Genomic DNA, 18,857 nt, shown 5'->3' on the forward strand with positions numbered 1-18,857 from the left:
TTCAGCTATAAATATTAGGAACAACAAAAAGAGCCTGGGGTTTTGTCCTAGACTCTTTTCATTTAGCCTTAATCTGTCAGTAACATCTTTAATTGTGCTAACGCAACTTGATGATCACCAGCACTATGTTTGGCGATATAATAATAAGCTAAAGTTTCCTGTGTCTGAGCCTGTTTCGTGTCAGACAGCTGGTAAGCTGTTCCAAACCGTTGCACAAAGGTCGTTAAATCGGCACTAGTTGTTAATTCACGTCGACAAAACTCGCGCAAGTCAGAACGCTTAAGCTGCTTTCTCGGAATGGCAGTTAATTGTGGCTGTGCGGCGATTCGTCGTGTTAATTGCTGAGTTAGTGATGATTCTGGCTGGGATTTTAACCACGTTTGAATCTCAGCCACCGTTCTCAATTGTGCGGCTTGTTGAAACCAGTCTAATGATAACTTGATTGCCCAGCGCGTGCTTAACAACCGTTGCCAATCAGCTTGCTGGTCGGCCTCGCGATGATAATCCCACCCCCAGCAGCTGTTAAAGACATCATCATAAAAGCGCGTCGTCTGCCGCTGGTCAAGTTGTTGGGTCAACTGATTTAGATCCGCGACAAATTGACGATCCAACATTGCTAGCCGTCGCACTTGAACTTGCCGCGTTTGTGCATACTCTGTCACCATTAAACCGAACTGATATGAATTAACTAATGGGCGTTTCAAATCCGGTCCTTTTAGCCCATCAAATAACTGTTTAGCCACAGTTCTAGTGGGGCGTTGTACCAAAATACCAGCTAATTGTCGCAAATATTGCCGGTAAGCCTGGCTTTGGCGTAAATTTTGTTCATCGGCCGCTGCAACTTGCTGGGCTCTTGTACGAGCTTGATGTTGTGCCTTGGCAGTCTGCTCGGCCTGAGCAGACTGCTGGGCTTTAATCGACTCAGTTTCCAACTGTACCAACGTCTCATAATGTTTCACAGCTGGCGTTAAATCACTTAATGGCAATCTCTTAGTACGATGCTTCAAGTAAGTTGTGACCGTTTGATGTGTCTCACGCCGAACAGTACGGGCTTCTGCTTGATGTGCTGATGGCAGTTGCTGAAACCACGGTTGTTTAAACATCATGGTCGGTACCGCTGGAACTTGTGCCGTCAAAGTTTGATATTGGGCCACCGCGTAAAAGTTATCCTCGGTAGTAATCACCATTAAATAGCGCGTTTCGGCATTCATAAATTTCTTAACGCATTCGGAACCGACTACGAGCTCACGTTGATCATGCTTATTTTGAACATGATATTCATAGCGTACCGGCTTATGACATAGTTCGCAATGCTGCCATTGACGACGGTTATCACTTGGATTAATCACGTAAGGCAAGCTTGCTAACAGCTGCCACTCGTGACTACAAGTCGTTAACCAGGTCGCATGATCATGCATAATTAAGTTACGAACCGTATCTAATAAAAATGGACTATCGACTTTGACCGTGACATGCTCGCGCAATAGGCCACTAATCTGTTGTAGTGACGTGGTGCGGCGTGCTTGTTCACTCAGTCGAAAGAATCGATTTTCTGCCGGGGTAATTAAAGTTGTCACTGTCGGCATGGTTGTCCCCTCCTCGAAAAAAATACCTTTCTAGCATAGCACACTCACTGCTTCTGACCCTCTTCCATGCCTTAAAATTTGATTTTTTCTTGTATAGCTCTGAAAAATATTGGCTATCATTTCGACCGCACTTAAGTCAAAATTTCAATTTCAAAACGCGATATTAACCCGTTAATTATAATAACTACGCTAACCAAATATTTTAAAACAATTACTGGCAATATTATTGTAAAAATATAATTAAGGCACTAGACTGTCCCTGTATCAAAGAAAGAGTTATTCAAGGGGGATTCTAGATATGAAAAAATTTAAAACATTACTTGCAACTGTTGCGTTAGCTTGGCCAATGGCCGTTACACCACTAGCACCGACAGCGACCCTGCTTGCCAACGCCGCAACCACCAAAGCTGCTAAATCAACCACTGAAAATCTTTTAAAAGCACCAACCATTAAAAAAGTCGCTTATCATGCCATCAAAACCGGCGTGCCAATCTACAAAATTACTTTTGCCGCTGACAAATCGGTTGCAACGCTGACCCCTACCACCAAAGCGGTTGCCACCAAGACCACTTATACAACAACTAAGACTGTCGATGTCACAACCGGTAAGAAGGGCACTAAATCAACGACCTATCTTTTGCTTAAAACGACTAAAGGCAGCGCCGTTGGCTGGGTAAAAGCGACTAGTTTAACCAAAGGTGCCTACAAGGTTCCTGCCAAAAAGACTAAACTCAAGAAGACAGCCACAAAGAAAGCACCTAAACGGGCCACAACCAAAAAAGCGGTAAAAAAGAGCACTAAGAAAGCAACCACTAAAAAGGCTACTAAAAAAACCACGCCTAAGAAAACAGCCAAATTAACCGTAAAAAAGACGCCTAAAAAGGCCGTCGCGGCTAAAACAACTTGGCTTGAACTCACTAAACGGGCAACCCTCACTAAGAAAGCTTACACTTCCGCTAAAGCCTCACCTTATTATCGGGCGGCCTTCGCTGCGGATCGGCCAACTGTTTCATTAACCAAGGCCGGCACGCTCAAAGCCGGCAAGACTTACCACGCAACCAAAGCTTTTTACGCTAAAACTAGCGCCAAAGCCAGCACCCATGAGTACATCTTATTGACTGGTGCGGGCTGGACACCAGCAACAGCACTTAAAACAGCTAAATAATCAGTTATCCTGATCGGCATAAGAAAAAGCGACTCCGTTTTTGGCAACGGAGCCGCTTTTTGTGTTCAAATCTTAATCAAATAACTTCTTAGTGGCTTTCATCAAGGTCTTAGGATCCTTGTCATAACGTGGTGTCTTGACCAAGTTCTCCATTGGAACCCCTGCAAAGTGATAAGCTGCAATCTCACCAGAACGAACTGCACTTTGTTCCGTGAAGATCATTTGGTAAGGTTGTTCAGCGAATTCACCTGTGAAGGCTAAGTTTGTTGAATGCTTTGGCAAAACTTCTGGCCGGTCAGTCTTGGCACGGTTGTTGAAGAGTGCGGAAGCATATGGCATGTAAACTGGAATGTTATTGATGATACTGTCCATGATTTCCTTTTCCTTATCCTTGATGTTGCCAGGACCAGGATCAACCTTGGAGAGTTGACCAATTAATTCTTGTGCCATTTCCTTACCAGTCATCTTAATATATGGCTTATGAACGAATTCACCTTGCCGCCGTGGATAGAGGAAGTAGCCCCAAAGCACAGTTTCATTAGGATTTTGAGTGGTAAAATGTGGTTGATGATGAACCACGATCGACATGTTGATATCCTTTTGATTCAATGGCGTAATTGGCGTCGTTGACAAGAAGGAGTTCAACGCATTCCCTGGTTCCTGAGTCGTAATCCGCACGATTTCGTTTAAGAACAAGTGGTCCTTAGTCGTCAAGGTGAAGCTGACCCATTCACTAGCGTTCCGATCATTAAAGAACTTGTCTGGTGTCCCTAAGTTGTAGAACCGTTCCGTAGCTTTCTTCCAAAGCGCGGCACTAATCCCATATTCCATGTTTTCAGGTGCTGGTGTGTTGTAATCACCCATGGTTGCTGAGTCGGTAATGGACCCATTAGTAAAGATAACCGCAGTGTCATCGTCTACTTCAACATCTTCAACTTCGCCAGAGGCAACATCCTTTACTTTCAGTCCAGTAACTGTGATTTCGTCTTGCATGGCCGTGTCTTTAAACTTCCAGTCTTCAACAATCTTGTTGTCGATGAAAGTAACATTTTGGCCTTGTAAGTACTTGATCAATGGTTCAATCATACTTTCAAATTGGTTGTAACGGGTCCGGTTGACCCCAACCAAATGTTCAATTTGCGTAAATTCATAAATCATTTGATGCATGTAACGACGTAATTCTTGCGCTGAACTTTGCGTTCTGAAGGCAAAAGTCGTTTCCCACATATACCAGAAGTTTGTCTGGAACATGTGTGGATCATCCTTGAAGTAGTCGGCGATTGAAACGTTGTCGAGCTTCTCTTCTTCGTTATCAGGCATCAAAATCAACTTCGTCAGCAGTTCGCGGTCTTTATTGTTAAAGCCCATCTTGCTGGCATTGAGAATTCCTTTGCCACCTTGTAATAAGCGGGCTTTGTCAAAGGTCCGGTGCTTCGAATCGAAGTCACGCGTATCTTCAGCCGCCGTCATCCCTGGTTCCGTCACTGATGGAATCCGGTCCAATACGTCCATTAGGTCAACATAGGTCCGGTAGTTCAACATCCGACCACCACGGGCAACATACCCGGTCGTGTTTTCCATTGGATGCTTCTTGTTCCAATATTCATTTGTGAAATCAGTCGTAACCCCACCATCATTGGCACCGTGCATATCAACACCATAGAAGGTAATGTCTTTACCATCCCAATGGCCATCTTGAATCAAATAAACTGCTGAAGCCATGTTTGATAGCCCAGAACCAATCATAATTGCTTTACTTTTAACCATAAATAACGCCCCCAAATTCGGTTTTTGTTAACGCTTACAGGTACATTATACAACTTGGATACCAATTGTCTAGTTTGAAGTGAAAATTTTTCATTATTTTCATAGAATCACTGTTATACCGGACTTTTGAGCTACTCATAAATTTAATAATAAAACGAGTTACAACCGCTTAGGTCTAGTATAATTGAAGTTACTAGGAGTGAAAATAATGACAACTTATTTAATCTTTTCCGATGTTGATGGCACGCTGATGATCAACCATACGCAGCTGACAGATGTGACCAAACAGACGCTCCATCAAGTCATGGCGCTTGGCCACCAATTTTATATTGCCAGTGGCCGCATGCTACCACTAGCACGTCAAGCAGCCAAACAAGTCGGTGGCCCCGTTAAAGTGATTGCGGCCAATGGTGCCACTTTTGAACAAAATAATGATTTAGTCACCACCTATCTGACGGCTGAACAACTTGATAAAATCTATGAAGTCGTCCTTGGGTACAACTGTAAAGTCTTCTTTTTTGAAACCAATCGCCTCTACTACACCGGTGATGAAGTGCCGTATGCGCAAGATGCTGCCCAGGCTAACGTCGTCACCATGCCGGAGTTGAACACCTTACCGCTGATTGGCCCAGAAATGTTACCCAACTTGGCCGGTCACATAACCAACGCAATTGCTTACGGTCAACCTGCCGATTTAAACTTGGTTCGCATCGCTTTAGCACAGCAGACCAACTTAAACCTTGCAAGTTCTAACGACAACAATTTAGAGATCATTCCTCATGGGATTGATAAAGCAACTGCGATTACTGCCATTCAAGCTGCCACTGGTATCGACCATGATCACACGATCGTCTTTGGCGACGGCCTGAACGATCTGGGTATGTTTAAAGTGGCAAAATACAGCGTTGCCATGGGAAATGCGGACGACGTGCTAAAAGAAGCCGCTCAAGCAATCACCTTACCTAACACACAGGATGGGGTTGCCATCTATCTTCGGAACTTCTTCAACTTACCGAACTAAGTGTCAAAATACCAGTCATTCGACTAATAATTACATCGCTTTATCAGTACTTTAAAGTTCATTACCACTTATTAATAAGTTTATGACAAGTCACAATCTCAATCGGCGGACGTGAGGTCCGATCCGGATAATATTCTAGGAGGCACTACTTTGAGCCATGAATCAACCAAAACCGCCAATTCGCTCACCGCGAGAATTGCTGCGTTAGTTTTTAGTTTAATTTTAAATGCTTGTGGAAATGCCTTATGTATCACTTCAAACGTTGGTAGTGGGATTTGGACCGCCTCGGCCGTCAATATGCATGAAGCATTCGGCCTGGACGTTGGCTTATTACTCTTTTTAATCGGCCTGGTCAACGCCATCACGAACCAATTTCTCATCCGTCGCTTGGATATCAAACGTTTTATTGGCGAAGTCGTCTTTGTCTTATGTTTCAGCTATTTTGTTGACCTATTTACAATGGCTTTCACAGCCGTGGGAATTCCTAGTTTACCGTGGTTCGTGCGCATGTTGATTTCTATTTTAGGGGTTTCAACCTTCTGTGTTGCCATCTCAGTTTACCAACGCGCCAATATTTTTATGCATCCGAATGATGACACAACCAATATTTTACGATTCATGTATCTGAAAGGTAATGCCACCGCGTCACAGTTAATCGACTTCGTGCCACCAATTATCATCATGGCGGTCACTTTCACCATTACCCATCGCGTCGATGCCGTCAATATTGGGACTTTCTATTCATTCTTGATGAATGGCTTTCTGATTGCCACTGCGGATCGGCTGGTTTTTCCAAAGTTAGTGCATAATTTCAAAGTTAAACGTGACTAAAAAAGTGGCATAAATACTATCAAACCTAAAAAGGACTGGGAAAATTATCCCAGTTCTTTTTTGACCAGTCGTTCAATTTTAACGAATTGGGCCCGTATACTGAAAAGCATCCGAAGTTGGGGCCTGTAGAAAGGCTTTCAAATCCGTCATATTCTCAATCACCGCTTTACCAGATTTAGCCAACATCACATTAAATGTGCCCCCAGCCAAGGTTTCGGCGTAATAGGCAACGGGAATATCTAGCCCAAATGCTGTCCCAGTTTCCCAAATCGTGCCCGTATCAAAATCATCAATCACGGCAACGACTAACTGCGCTTGTTTTAAATGAGCGACATTATCTGTAAAAACCGCATTCCGGTCCGCTTCAGTCGCATCAGGAGTTAAATCAATACCATCTAAACGTGGACTATAATAAGTTAGCGCCAAATCGTTCATGAGTTGTTCAATTTTGGCAAGTCGTTCTGGCTCACCAGCCGTAAACCACGGCCCAGCTAAATAAATTGCGGGGTGATCACTTTTGAGTCGTGACTTCATTTTATCCAACCTCTCTCTCTCTCAATCCAATATTTTTTCATTCTAGTCGTTATCACTTGATAAACACAAGCTTTACTTTTCGCTGCTACCCGTCACCGTTCCTTTTAACTCGGATAACGTACCGCCCCTAAAGCTAGTAACGCGTTCAACCGTTGCTCATTGTCAGCATCTAGGATAATGCTATTTTGTTGCATACACTTGCTGACACCTAAATAAAGCCGTCTCAACACCGCTAAATTAGAACCAGAACGCTGATTGATCAATTCAGTATAATAAGCTGCCAAGAGCTCACGCAACGGTTGCTCTTTTTCCGGATCTAAATTTGCCACAATTTCAACAATTAAGCCCGTCGCCACGCGAGCCTTTGATTGACCACTTGTGTCCCATTTGCTTGTTGTCATCGTCTTAGAACTCCTTTTGTGAAATAGCCAACTGAAGGCTGGTTTCTTCGGCTTGGCTGGTTTTAAATCCAACAACTCGTCCGTCGAGACATGGAACAATTGACTCAAACGAACTAAGTTTTCGATATCCGGATAGCTCCGTCCCAACTCCCACTTAGAAATCGTTTGACGTGAAAGTCGTAACTGACCTGCCAAGTCTTGCTGTGACCAGCCTTTTTTGTCACGCTGCGCTTTGATGTTTTTACCAACTGCTATTTTCACAATAAGCGTTCCCCATTCTGATTGGAATCTTAAATCATGCACCAATTCGTTGCTCCCCGCTAAATAAGGACGCAACGCTGCATTGCACCTTGATTAATCACGCTTTTCAGTAACTTTCCAACTTAATTATACGCGAGAATTGTATAAAAAAACGAGCCAAATCAGTAGACTTAACTCGTTGATTGCTTTATTTAACACTCAATTGACTTAATTCATTAAAATCAGCATACGACAAGACCACATTTGCCGCGGCAACATTATCCGCCAAATGGTCAACGGAACTCGTTCCTGGAATTGGTAAAATTGCCTTAGAACGCTTCAATAACCAAGCAAGCGCAATCTGAGCCGGACTGACTTCATATTTTTGTGCCATCGTTGCTAACGGACTACCAGCTTGAGCCAATTTCCCAGTTGCCAGTGGGAACCATGGCAAGAACGCCATCTGCTGTGATTCTGCATAGGCTAACACGTCATCATCGCGATGATCAGCCACATTATACAGATTTTCAACCGCATCAATTTTAGCAACTTTTTGTGCTTCCTTGATTTGATCTACCGTTACTTGGCTTAAGCCAATGTGCTTGATTTTACCCTCATCTTGTAACTTTTTCAGCTCACCAACCTGGTCTGCCACCGAAAAATGCGTATCGATACGATGTAAGAACACTAAGTCCTCATGATCTAAACCGAGCGTCATCATTGAAACTTCAACTTGTTGCCGTAAATAGTTTGGTTCACCATGTGGCGTCCAAACGTTCGGTCCTTGCCTAGTTTGACCAACTTTATCTGAAATAAAGATTTGGTCACGGTTAGCCGCACCCTTCAGGCCTGCTGCCAGATAGCGGTCAGCGAACCAAGGACCGTATGAATCAGCCGTATCAAAAAAGTTGATACCGTAATCCAGCGCCTGTTTGATTACCTTGATCCCAGCTTCAGGATCCTTGTATGGCCCCCAAGTGCCGGGTCCAGTTAATTGCATCGTGCCATAACCTAAACGATTAATTTTAAATGTGTCATCAAATGCGTAGGTTCCCGCATTAGCTGCGTTAAGTGTTGCCATCAAATCGCTCCTATCATTTTGTTAACCTTATTTACCAATATAGTGTAGTCCTTAGACCAAGGGCACAGTCAATTATTTTGCCCGCTACTTAGTCTTCACTTTAATGGCCGTCGTCCGCGGTTTAGACTTGGTTGGATCGCCCACCAAGGTCAATAACCCCGTGGCAACCAGTACAACTGCTAAAATTTGCAAAATTGCCATCTTGAATCCCTCCGCTTTAAAATTGATAAAACAGAGTATACAAGCTTCTAGTTACTCGAAGGCAACCCCTAAGTTTCAAAAATCAAGCCGATTTCGTCAATTATTAGTCATAGATCGAAACGTGCCGTTGCAAGATCACACCACATAACGTTAATAACGCCGAAAAACCAATTGCCAACCATAGCACTAAGCCCCAACCAACATGGCTTCCCAGCCAACCAAAGATCACCGGTCCAAAGGCGGCTAACAAGTAACCGGCCGACTGTGCCATCCCTGATAAATCCGCCGTTTCAAAACCGTTCGTTGTTTTCTGGGTAAAGAAGACAACCGCCAAGCTGAAGGCCGCACCGGACCCCAGGCCGAGTAACACACAAAGGATAACTGACAACCCAAAACTTAACCCGGGCAATAAAATTCCAGCCGCACCGGCCATAAAACCAACGCCAATCACGGTAATCATGGTCACGACACCAGCTTTTTTACCGGAAGTTGCGGGCACTAAGAAAGACATGGGTAACCCACTCAGCTGCATAATCGTGACCAAGTTGCCCGCGACTACCACACTAAAACCACGCGCCATAAAAATTGTCGGGAGCCACGTTAATAACGAATAATAAACTAACGCTTGGAGACCGAAGAAAGCAGTCACGATCCAAGCTAGGGGTAGTCGCCAAACACTAGGACGCTTATCCTGTTGATTACCAGCCTTCGTCATAAGTGGTGCGCGATGATTGTACTTGAGGTTGGGGATCCAAACGATCAGATTGACGAGACCAATCACGGACAAAATTGCCATGCTGCTAGTCAATGACCAATGTGCTGCCATTAATCCTGATAACCCCGTTCCAAGTGACCCAACGAATACCATCGAAAGGGTGTAACTACTTGTCGCTAGTTCAATCCGTTTGGGAAAATTATCTTTGATAATCGCTGGAATCAAAACATTGCCACCATCCACGCCAATCCCAACTAATAAGGTCCCAATAAATAAGAGCATCATTGATGGCACGACTCGAAGATAGCTCCCAGCCGCTAGAACAATTAGCATCAGATAGATAATCAATTCATTACCGAAACGATGTCCCAATCGAGCGATGATGGGTGACATGATGGCAAAAGTTAATAATGGAATTGTCGTGATAAACCCTGCCATTGAGCTAGGTAAACCGAGCGTCTGCTTCAAAGCGCTAATTAGACCTGGCATCATAGTAATAGGTAACCGCATATTAGTCGCAGCTAGCACCATACCTAAAGCAAGATAGCGACTATGTTGATGTGTTTTCGTCATGGATAGTGCCTGCTTTCTGTGTCGTTAGTTCGATAACTATCGAACCACAAAATCAAAAACTACAGGGTTGCTAAGAACCCTGGTAAGTAACGGTCAAAAGTCGCTAGCTGTAGCGATAAATATTTGGTTTGGGCAACTTGGCGCGTATTGGTTAATCCGACTAGCCGCAGGGCTTTAAAATGGTAAGACACCGTGGACTTGCTAATATTTAATTGCTCCCCCACTTCACTGCAAGTCATCTCTCGAGGTGTTTGATAAAGTACCCGGATAATTCGTAACCGATTTTGCTCAGCTAATGCCTTAAAAATTGCCACGCGCCGCTCATCTTCAGCGGCCGAGTTTGCTTGTTCGATATTCACAAAACTAAGTATACCCTTCATCAAAAAAATCAGCAACAAAAAATGATTAGTCGGTAATTTGACTAACCATTTTCAATATCATTAGACTGCTTGACGATTATTCTTCCAAATACCTGGTACTAACCATAGAATCAACAATAAATTAATTAATAATACAACTGCGGTTAGAATAAAGACTGCGTTATAGTCGAAAATACCCGCAATCACCCCACCGGCAAAGGCACCAACCATATTCCCAATGGCTTGGAAAGATTGATTATAACTAAAAATTGTTGATGTTAAATGCACCGGGGTATTCTTGGTTAACATCGTTTGAATCTCAGGGAATAATGCCCCATCCGAGATTCCGATAGCAAACCGTAAAAATCCTAAAACAACCACACTTGAGACTAATCCTTGTGGGAAATACATCACCACGGCAAAAATATAGCCAAAGAGTAAAACCCGACCAGAACCGTGTTGGTCACCATATTTACCCAACCTTGGCGCCGCAATAATGTTTGAAATCCCTGGTAAGGCAGCAATAATCCCCGCGACAACCGTGATCGGACCAACGTTATGCATTAACTGCTTCACATATAGACTGATGATTGGCGCAATTGACGCGTTCCCCATCTGTACGATCATGGTAGAACACAGCATCATAATAATCAAAGTTGGATTTTTGAAAGCCGTTAGCGGATTGCGACTCTCACCTGGTTGCCGATGGTGTTCGACGGGCTTGAAATGTTCCTGCACAAAAACCAGGCTTAGCACGAAGGCCAGTATCAATAAACCAGCTGTAATAAAGAAGGTATTTCGAATTGAGAAAAGTTGTGCCAATATTCCACCAATCACGGGGCCAAAGAGTTGGCCACTAACAGCACCCGTAATCAATGTGCTCAGTGCACGGCCACTGTGTTTTCGCGGCGTCTGTGAGGCAACTAACGCTTGCGCATTTGAAATAAATCCGGCGAAAACACCTTGTAGCGCACGCAACGCCACCAACTGCCACACATTAGTCACAAAACCCATTAGCCCCATTGCGATCGCCATTCCTAACGATGCACGGAGTAGCATGATTTTGCGACCTTTTTTATCCGCAATAATGCCCCATAGTGGCGCAGAGATTGCCGCTATGGCATAATCTGCGGCGTATGCCAGGCCGCTATAAAAGGTCACTTGTTGTTTATTAAAATCACCTAATTGACTCACGAATAATGATAAAAATGGCATAATTTCACTAAAAGCCATCCCAGCAACAAACGTACAAAACCACAGCACAATCAAATTACGATGCCATGGTCCACGTTCACGTTCTGCGTCGTCCACGAAAGTCATCTCCAAATTAAAAGGTCAACTAATTTTCAGTAAGTAGTTGTCATGTCAACAAGCTTATCACATTTTTGCGAATTTAGGCGGACTTAATTTGTTTGTCGGACTCCCCGGCAGCTAGCGTCGGGATATTTCCCGGGAAATATTATCACTCTCAAAAAAAAGCGACCGCGACTAGCCTAAAGTCAGTCACTAGTCACCAATTAATTACAATTCCTTTTTTGTGAAACATCTGAGCTCAAATCTGCACCATTCGATGCAACAACTTGCCGGGTACCAGTCAAAGCTCTTTTTAGGAAGTCGATGAAGGTCACCTCATTGTTGCTCATCACGGTGTTAACCTAGATAAAACCATAACGTTTCGACATTTGACCAGTTTCTGCTGACACCCAATCGCTACATTCCCAGGGCGTATATCAATCGGATACACCCACCATCAATCGCAATATGCATCGTTTCGATATATTCTTTCAAGCATACAATCCCATAGTCATCATTAATATGATTATCAGCAGTCAGATCGTCACGTGTATCAAGCCCATTTTCAACGACTATCACCGTAACGTCATAAACCGCATTCAAGTAGACCTGTAAAACAATCGCTTCAGCGAGCCGCGCACTAGACGAATAATAACTAAATCAATATGATGTTTAGAAAAGTAAGGATAACCCCACACACCTGCACGTCTCCGCAGTATCAATTATTTATTGCCACTTCTTGTTGAGTAGCATCCATCATTGACCCATCAAACATCGTATCGCCATCTTTTAAAGGTAATCTGGTACCAACATAGTCACTTATCATGATCAAACTGTTGATTTCATTGAAAGTTAACCAATAATGGACCAGGTTTTACATGCCAGGAAATTACTTTGCAATATTTAACGTAAAAATCAATCACCTGACGATCTACTCAACCCTAGTACTTCTGCGCTAAATGATAGGGTGTCTCATAATGTAAAATAGTAACAATCGGTTCAATTCCATAGTCACGGCACTGTCCAAGAGATCGATAGCCGATACATGTTATAGCCCACTTCATGGAGCAACTTTAAATCTTCACGCCGGTGGTGATAAAAACACTCGATGTATGTGATGGATAGATAATACGTGTCTGGCTGTAACGTTGCCGTATAGTGCCGTGCGGCCTCAAAGATCCCGCCTTCGACTATTTCCGCGGTGCTAATTTCTTTCTTATCGACATCTCAATCACTTTTTCTAACTGATAAAAAGTATTTTTTAAATGTATACACATACATTTGCATCATACCGATCATTCAAAGTTACTGTAACAGAATTTTTTAAATGAACTGTCAGCCAACAAGTATCTTCCATATTATTATCGCTCTTTTGCAACTATTATTCGGACTATGATAATTACAAAGTTCAAGATAAATTAGCTTAACACTTATATGGATGGAAAGTTTAAAAATCAACATGTTAAATAATTCTACAATAGGACCTTGCTAATATTAAGAAAACTTTTATAATTAAATTGTCCACAAAAGAAAAAAAGGTAGGTAAATTGGAATGAATTTTAAATCGGGAAACAAACTTGAAATTGATCAATCGGAAAGGTTTAAACTTTACAAATCCGGAAAGCTTTGGCTAGTTGCCGGACTAACATTTTTCTCATTTTTAGGTGGCACGATAATCAGTAATTCAACCGTCCATGCTGACGTTACCCCTCAAGTTGTAGCAGCCAAATCGAATAGTCAAGGTACCGGTACTGTGGGCAATAATGCCAACGATACATATAGTAATCCTACAACTAGCGACGTAAACAACAATTCTAAGAACAATGCATTAGGTGCAAACAATACGCCTAATAGCAATACATCTAGTGTCAACGACCAAAATAGCAAAAATAACACATCTGGTAGCAATACCCCTGATGTCAACAACCAAACTGGCGAAAATAATACGCCTAATAGCAATACACCCAATGTCAACAACCAAAATAGTGGAAACAATACGCCTAATAGTAATGTAGCTAATAACAGTGACAATTCACCTGTTAACACTGTTGATAATCAGAAAGATACTTCTGCTGATAAAGTTGTCCCAGCCCCCGCAACGCCAGCACCTAAACGTGCTATGCTGGCAAGATCAGCCAATGTTACTGACACGTGGTCAATTGGAGATACTTCTCGGCCACGTGTAGATGCAGTCGATGTCGCTAACTATCAAGCAGGTATGACACAGTCGGACTATAATACTTTGAAATCGGTCGGCGTTAAAACTGTGATTGTTAAAGCGACCGAAGGCACGAATTACACTAATCCTGATGCTGTTAGTGAGGCTAAAAAAGCTAATACAGCAGGCTTGAACGTTGATTTTTATCACTATGCGCATTTTAGCTCAACATCTCAGGCAAAAGCTGAAGCCACTAACTTAGTTTCTTTCTTAACCACCAATGGTGTCTCTCAAAAAGTCTTACTTTTTGCAGATATGGAAGATCCTGATACTTACAACGTTAACGCCCAAGCAAACTTAAATGCTTTTTGGACTGCTTTAAACGCTGCTGGTTATACCAACCATGGTGTTTACACCTCAACTTCATATGAATATCGAGATGCCGTTACTAGAACAGTTAGCCCATCACACGTATGGCGCGCTCAATGGCCATACTCACCTTCCAAGACAGATCTATGGAATACGACTGACGGTGCTTGGCAGTTCGCTTCTACCGCAAAACTTCCTTCTGGGTCAACTTATACTGGTCCAATTGATGTCACTATTGATTATAGCGGCTTCATAGAGCAAAGCGCCGGAACAGCAACATTCTCCAATGGTTCTTCAACTGCTGTAACTGGTAATACAAACAATACTAACGTTGCCGAAACTGGCACCTATAAATTCACGGGTACAACCGCAATTAAATCGGCAGACAGTGACTCTGCCTCAACCGTTGGGACTTATTATAAGGGTGATAGTGTTCGTTACAATGCTAAAATCAGCAAGGATGGCCAAACTTGGTTACGTTATTTAGCTGCAAGTGGTGCTCAACGTTACGTCAAAATTGCTGGCGCCACAGTCAGTGCTCCAGCTAACAATAACAACGAAAATGTTAACTCTGAATCTGGCGTTTACCGCTTTACTGGAACCACTGCAATCAAGTCTGCCGATGATGATTCTGCTTCAACTGTCGGAACTTACTACAAAGGTAGTACCGTTCGTTACAATGCTAAAATTACTAAGAACGGCCAAACTTGGTTACGTTATTTAGCTGCAAGTGGTGCTCAACGTTACGTCAAAATTGCTGGCACAACAGCTAGTTCTTCAAGTTCAAATAATGCTGGTTACTATACCTTCAACACTAATACCAACATTCGGACTGGTGCTAGTCTAAATGCATCAATTGTTGGTGAATACTATACTGGTGAGTCTGTTCACTATATTGGAACCGTCTCAGCTGATGGTTATACTTGGGTGAAATATTTAGCAGCTTCTGGCAACTATCGTTACGTTGCAGAAATCAATTAACCCAAAAATAATTTTTCAAATATATCTATGAAGCCAGCGCATTGCTTAATCGTTAAACGACTAAGCAATGCGCTGGCTTTTAGTCTCCTCAAAAATGCTAAAAACTGCCTAAAGCTTCAATAGTATAAATTATTTCGCTATAAAACCTTGATAATATTATTAATTTCATTATAATTAAACTGTTCGAATAAGATTATAGATGAGGATGTGCATTTTTACATGGCTTTTAAATCACGAAACGAGCTTAATTTTGAACAATCAAAAAGATTCAAGCTCTATAAATCCGGTAAGCTTTGGCTTGTAACTGGACTATCATTTGTCTCAATTTTAGGTGGCACGTTACTCAATAGTAATTCAGTAGCTCATGCCGACACTGTCGAAACGCCTAATAATTCAACTAGTAGTGCCGCAACTAGCTCTAGTGCCAGCAGTGTTAATACATATGTCAGCGCCGCAACCAAAAGTACTGACGTGAACGATACCGACACGACACAAACAACTAGCGCAAGTACAAGTCAAGCCGACACAGCCACTAGTACCAGTAGTAGCTCCAACGAAAGTAGTGCTAGCACCGCTAATAGTTCCAGCACAAGTACTGCTTCTAGCGCTAGTTCAAGTACCACTAATAGTTCTAGTGTAAACACTAATTCCAATACTAGCTCAGCTGCTACTAGTGGCGCAGACTCAACTGTTGCGACAAGTGCCAACAGTCAAGTAGCTACCACAGTTAAAAAAGCCGCAGTTGCGGCGGTTGCTGAATCAACTACCACCGCAGATACTTGGACCATTGGTGACACCTCTCGACCACGCGTCGATGTTGTGGACGTGGCGTCCTATCAATCAGGTATGAGCCAATCAGACTATAATACCTTGAAGTCTGTGGGCGTCAAAACCGTGATTGTCAAAGCAACAGAAGGCACCACCTATGTTAACCCTGCGGCCGTTAGTGAAGCCAAGATGGCTAACCAAGCTGGTTTGAATGTTGATTTTTATCACTATGCGACCTTTAATACAACGACAGAAGCCAATGCCGAAGCGACCAACTTGGTTACATTTTTAACGAATAATAGTGTTAACAAGAATGTGCTTATCTTCGCTGACATGGAAGACTCTCTGACCTATTCAGTCAATGCCGAAGCTAACTTGAATGCCTTCTGGTCCGCTTTAGACGCAGCTGGTTATACAAATCACGGCGTTTATGCCTCAAAATACTATGCTTATATCACCGCAGTCACCAATACCGTTGGGAGTTCTCGCGTTTGGATGGCGCAATATCCTTATTCACCATCAAGTAGTAATCTCCTAAATACGACTAGTGGTGCTTGGCAGTTTGCTTCAACAGCACAGTTACCATCTGGCGCTTCATACACTGGCTATTTAGATGTCAGCATTGATTATACTGGCTTAACTGAAGATAGCGCCGGGACGGCGACCTTTGGCACAAGTTCAGCGACAACTGGCTCCACTTCAACGGGAAATACGAGTACCAGTACCACGACTACGGTAACATCAGGAACTTATACCTTTACCGGTACTACCGCGATCAAATCAGCTGCTAGTGACTCGGCATCAACTGTCGGCACTTACTATCAAGGTAGTACGGTCAACTACAATGCCAAAATCACAGCGAATGGTGAAACCTGGCTACGCTATTTAGCCGCTAGTGGTGCCCAACGTTACGTTAAGATTGGCGGCTCAACTTCGACTAGCAGTACTAGCGAAGCCGTTACAGCCATTGCTGGCACCTATACTTTCAGTAGTACGACGGCCATTAAATCGGCTGCTAATGACTCTGCATCAACGGTTGGAACTTATTACAAAGGGAGTACGGTCAACTATAACGCCAAAATCACCGTCAACGGGCAAACTTGGCTACGCTATTTAGCTGCCAGTGGCGCTCAACGTTACGTTAAGATTAGCGGCGGTTCAACAAGTTCATCTACGAGCTCCTCATCAAACAATAATTCTAGTGCGACAACGACTGCAACCGCTGGCACTTATACCTTTACACAGGCAACAGCGATCAAGTCAGCAACTAGTGACACTGCTTCGACTGTCGGAACCTATTACAAAGGGAGTACGGTCAACTACAATGCCAAGATCACCGTCAACGGGCAAACTTGGTTACGTTACTTGGCCGCTAGTGGTGCTCAACGGTATGTTAAAGTCAGTGGCTCAACGGCCTCTTCTTCGACAAGCACCACCAACACTAGCACGACATCAGCTCAGACAGGGACCTATACTTTCAAAGCAACCACTAATATCCGAACTGCTGCGAGCCTGAGTGCTTCAATCGTTGGCACGTACTATGCTGGAGAAACGGTTCATTATCTAGGACTTGTTTCAGTCAATGGCTACCAATGGCTGAAATACCTATCCGCATCCGGCAACTATCGTTATGTCGCGATGGTTAGCTAATTCAAACAATTGTAAAAAAACGGCGCCTAAGCTTGAAAATCTCAAGTTTAAGCGCCGTTTTTAATTTATAAACAAGTTAGTCAATTTCGATCTTACCGTTATCCGTAACTTGCTTTGACTTTGGCAAAGTAATCGTTAAGACGCCATCCGTTTGAGTCGCCTTAATTTGTTCTGGGTCAACATCTGGCAACATATAATCACGTTGCAGTAACCCCTCATGACGTTCGTTCATCACAACATTCTGTTTCTGATCACTATGATCCACAAAAGAATGCTTCTGAACCTTAATCGACAACAAGTTACCGCGATAGGCTAACTTAACGTCTTGTTTATCAATACCTGGTATATCAACCTTCACTTGATATTGATCGTCCGTTTCACTAATGTCAGTCTTCAGCACTTGTTCACCATCATCAAAAGGTGCCCAGAAACGTTGCGCCATCCGTTCAAAAGGATCCAACATGCCAAAACCATTCCGATTCATCATTTCATTAGCCATAATCACAATCCCCTTTCAAAATTAATACTTGGCTAGAACTACCGGGTCAGTGTCATTTGAGTTCCTTTGACCTTTCCTGACCTTCAATATCTATTCTAACAGGTGCTATTCAACTTGCAAGGATTTAGCACTCTCGTATAACGAGTGCTAAATTTAAAGTCTAATTTCACCAATTCGATGCATTAAGCTGGCGCTGTAATATTTTGGAAAATGATCTGCTTTAACTTCGTTCACATTATCAATCCTAACTATCTGCTAATCATTTTGGTAGACTACACCCTCTAAAAAAGCTACACTTGATGCACAAAGTACTAAGCAAAGGAGGAAGTAATCATGAAAATTAATATTCATCGTTCACGTCAAGATCGAGTCATTGCAGGAGTAATCGGTGGCATTGCAGAACACTTTGATTGGAATGCCAATTTAGCCCGTTTGATTTTTGTCATTCTGGCCATTACACCAATGTTCCCAGGAATTATTGCCTACTTGGTCCTCTGGTTAATTATGAAAGATCCTATTGAAAATTAAAATGTTTCACGTGAAACAAAAGCGACGTTGCTTGGCAAATTTAAGCCAAACGACGTCGCCTTTTTCTACGTCTTGTCAATAGGAATGTTGTTGAATAAACGATTCATGATAAAAATATAGGGCATTGGTTCGGTGAC

The 18,857-nt window shown here is 42.9% G+C and carries 16 protein-coding genes; 6 read left to right on the plus strand and 10 right to left on the minus strand.

Annotated elements, in window-relative coordinates; genetic code table 11:
* Positions 1-68 precede the first annotated feature (68 nt).
* The gene (locus tag FFM64_RS10920; protein WP_137608060.1) at positions 69-1,586 is read right to left on the minus strand and encodes a hypothetical protein; all 1,518 of its coding nucleotides are present in this window, start codon (positions 1,584-1,586) and stop codon (positions 69-71) included.
* Positions 1,587-1,884: 298 nt separating this feature from the next.
* Between FFM64_RS10920 and FFM64_RS12360 the strand changes: the two genes are divergently transcribed.
* The gene (locus FFM64_RS12360; RefSeq protein WP_171000391.1) at positions 1,885-2,751 is read left to right on the plus strand and encodes a hypothetical protein; all 867 of its coding nucleotides are present in this window, start codon (positions 1,885-1,887) and stop codon (positions 2,749-2,751) included.
* Positions 2,752-2,823: 72 nt separating this feature from the next.
* Here the strand turns inward: FFM64_RS12360 and FFM64_RS10930 are convergent, their stop codons facing one another.
* Positions 2,824-4,518 (minus strand): oleate hydratase, encoded by a 1,695-nt coding sequence (locus tag FFM64_RS10930; RefSeq protein WP_137608062.1) that lies wholly within the window; start codon positions 4,516-4,518, stop codon positions 2,824-2,826.
* Between the two features lie 208 nt (positions 4,519-4,726).
* Between FFM64_RS10930 and FFM64_RS10935 the strand changes: the two genes are divergently transcribed.
* Both FFM64_RS10935 and FFM64_RS10940 read left to right on the plus strand, forming a co-directional pair.
* Positions 4,727-5,539: an HAD family hydrolase gene (locus FFM64_RS10935; protein ID WP_137608063.1), complete on the plus strand. Its 813-nt coding sequence runs from the start codon at positions 4,727-4,729 to the stop codon at positions 5,537-5,539.
* 195 nt (positions 5,540-5,734) lie between these two features.
* The gene (locus tag FFM64_RS10940) at positions 5,735-6,370 is read left to right on the plus strand and encodes a DUF6198 family protein (protein WP_137608079.1); all 636 of its coding nucleotides are present in this window, start codon (positions 5,735-5,737) and stop codon (positions 6,368-6,370) included.
* 78 nt (positions 6,371-6,448) lie between these two features.
* Here FFM64_RS10940 and FFM64_RS10945 read toward each other — a convergent pair whose 3' ends face one another.
* From FFM64_RS10945 to FFM64_RS12515, 7 genes are all read right to left on the minus strand, one after another.
* Complete coding sequence (locus FFM64_RS10945) at positions 6,449-6,904, minus strand: nucleoside 2-deoxyribosyltransferase (protein WP_137608064.1); 456 nt, start codon at positions 6,902-6,904, stop codon at positions 6,449-6,451.
* A gap of 104 nt (positions 6,905-7,008) precedes the next feature.
* Entirely contained in the window at positions 7,009-7,566 is a 558-nt protein-coding gene (locus tag FFM64_RS10950; protein ID WP_137608065.1) for a helix-turn-helix domain-containing protein, read from the minus strand.
* Between the two features lie 187 nt (positions 7,567-7,753).
* On the minus strand, positions 7,754-8,626 hold the full coding sequence (locus FFM64_RS10955) for an aldo/keto reductase (RefSeq protein ID WP_137608066.1): 873 nt from the start codon (positions 8,624-8,626) through the stop codon (positions 7,754-7,756).
* A 304-nt stretch (positions 8,627-8,930) separates the two neighbouring features.
* The gene (locus tag FFM64_RS10960) at positions 8,931-10,115 is read right to left on the minus strand and encodes a CynX/NimT family MFS transporter (RefSeq protein ID WP_137608067.1); all 1,185 of its coding nucleotides are present in this window, start codon (positions 10,113-10,115) and stop codon (positions 8,931-8,933) included.
* Positions 10,116-10,174: 59 nt separating this feature from the next.
* Complete coding sequence (locus tag FFM64_RS10965; protein WP_379858854.1) at positions 10,175-10,474, minus strand: ArsR/SmtB family transcription factor; 300 nt, start codon at positions 10,472-10,474, stop codon at positions 10,175-10,177.
* A gap of 81 nt (positions 10,475-10,555) precedes the next feature.
* Entirely contained in the window at positions 10,556-11,785 is a 1,230-nt protein-coding gene (locus tag FFM64_RS10970) for an MFS transporter (RefSeq protein WP_137608069.1), read from the minus strand.
* Positions 11,786-12,778: 993 nt separating this feature from the next.
* Positions 12,779-12,976, minus strand: a complete 198-nt coding sequence (locus FFM64_RS12515) for a family 1 glycosylhydrolase (protein ID WP_137608081.1) — start codon at positions 12,974-12,976, stop codon at positions 12,779-12,781.
* A gap of 343 nt (positions 12,977-13,319) precedes the next feature.
* Between FFM64_RS12515 and FFM64_RS10985 the strand changes: the two genes are divergently transcribed.
* Together FFM64_RS10985 and FFM64_RS10990 are read left to right on the plus strand one after the other, a co-directional pair.
* Positions 13,320-15,275, plus strand: a complete 1,956-nt coding sequence (locus FFM64_RS10985; protein WP_137608070.1) for an SH3 domain-containing protein — start codon at positions 13,320-13,322, stop codon at positions 15,273-15,275.
* A 219-nt stretch (positions 15,276-15,494) separates the two neighbouring features.
* A complete protein-coding gene (locus FFM64_RS10990; protein ID WP_137608071.1) occupies positions 15,495-17,693 on the plus strand; it encodes an SH3 domain-containing protein in 2,199 nt (732 codons plus the stop codon).
* 76 nt (positions 17,694-17,769) lie between these two features.
* Here FFM64_RS10990 and FFM64_RS10995 read toward each other — a convergent pair whose 3' ends face one another.
* Positions 17,770-18,192: an Hsp20/alpha crystallin family protein gene (locus FFM64_RS10995; protein ID WP_137608072.1), complete on the minus strand. Its 423-nt coding sequence runs from the start codon at positions 18,190-18,192 to the stop codon at positions 17,770-17,772.
* 333 nt (positions 18,193-18,525) lie between these two features.
* Between FFM64_RS10995 and FFM64_RS11000 the strand changes: the two genes are divergently transcribed.
* Positions 18,526-18,720: a PspC domain-containing protein gene (locus FFM64_RS11000; protein ID WP_137608073.1), complete on the plus strand. Its 195-nt coding sequence runs from the start codon at positions 18,526-18,528 to the stop codon at positions 18,718-18,720.
* Positions 18,721-18,857: the final 137 nt, after the last annotated feature.

Source organism: Lactiplantibacillus daoliensis (genome assembly GCF_005405005.1).
Lineage (GTDB): Bacteria > Bacillota > Bacilli > Lactobacillales > Lactobacillaceae > Lactiplantibacillus > Lactiplantibacillus daoliensis.

What these genes read in the sequence shown, in the direction of transcription:
- FFM64_RS10920 (WP_137608060.1), bottom strand. Translation starts at nt 1,586, where the DNA reads ATGCCGACAGTGACAACTTTAATTACCCCGGCAGAAAATCGATTCTTT.
- FFM64_RS12360 (WP_171000391.1), top strand. Translation starts at nt 1,885, where the DNA reads ATGAAAAAATTTAAAACATTACTTGCAACTGTTGCGTTAGCTTGGCCA.
- FFM64_RS10930 (WP_137608062.1), bottom strand. Translation starts at nt 4,518, where the DNA reads ATGGTTAAAAGTAAAGCAATTATGATTGGTTCTGGGCTATCAAACATG.
- FFM64_RS10935 (WP_137608063.1), top strand. Translation starts at nt 4,727, where the DNA reads ATGACAACTTATTTAATCTTTTCCGATGTTGATGGCACGCTGATGATC.
- FFM64_RS10945 (WP_137608064.1), bottom strand. Translation starts at nt 6,904, where the DNA reads ATGAAGTCACGACTCAAAAGTGATCACCCCGCAATTTATTTAGCTGGG.
- FFM64_RS10955 (WP_137608066.1), bottom strand. Translation starts at nt 8,626, where the DNA reads ATGGCAACACTTAACGCAGCTAATGCGGGAACCTACGCATTTGATGAC.
- FFM64_RS10960 (WP_137608067.1), bottom strand. Translation starts at nt 10,115, where the DNA reads ATGACGAAAACACATCAACATAGTCGCTATCTTGCTTTAGGTATGGTG.
- FFM64_RS10985 (WP_137608070.1), top strand. Translation starts at nt 13,320, where the DNA reads ATGAATTTTAAATCGGGAAACAAACTTGAAATTGATCAATCGGAAAGG.
- FFM64_RS10990 (WP_137608071.1), top strand. Translation starts at nt 15,495, where the DNA reads ATGGCTTTTAAATCACGAAACGAGCTTAATTTTGAACAATCAAAAAGA.
- FFM64_RS10995 (WP_137608072.1), bottom strand. Translation starts at nt 18,192, where the DNA reads ATGGCTAATGAAATGATGAATCGGAATGGTTTTGGCATGTTGGATCCT.
- FFM64_RS11000 (WP_137608073.1), top strand. Translation starts at nt 18,526, where the DNA reads ATGAAAATTAATATTCATCGTTCACGTCAAGATCGAGTCATTGCAGGA.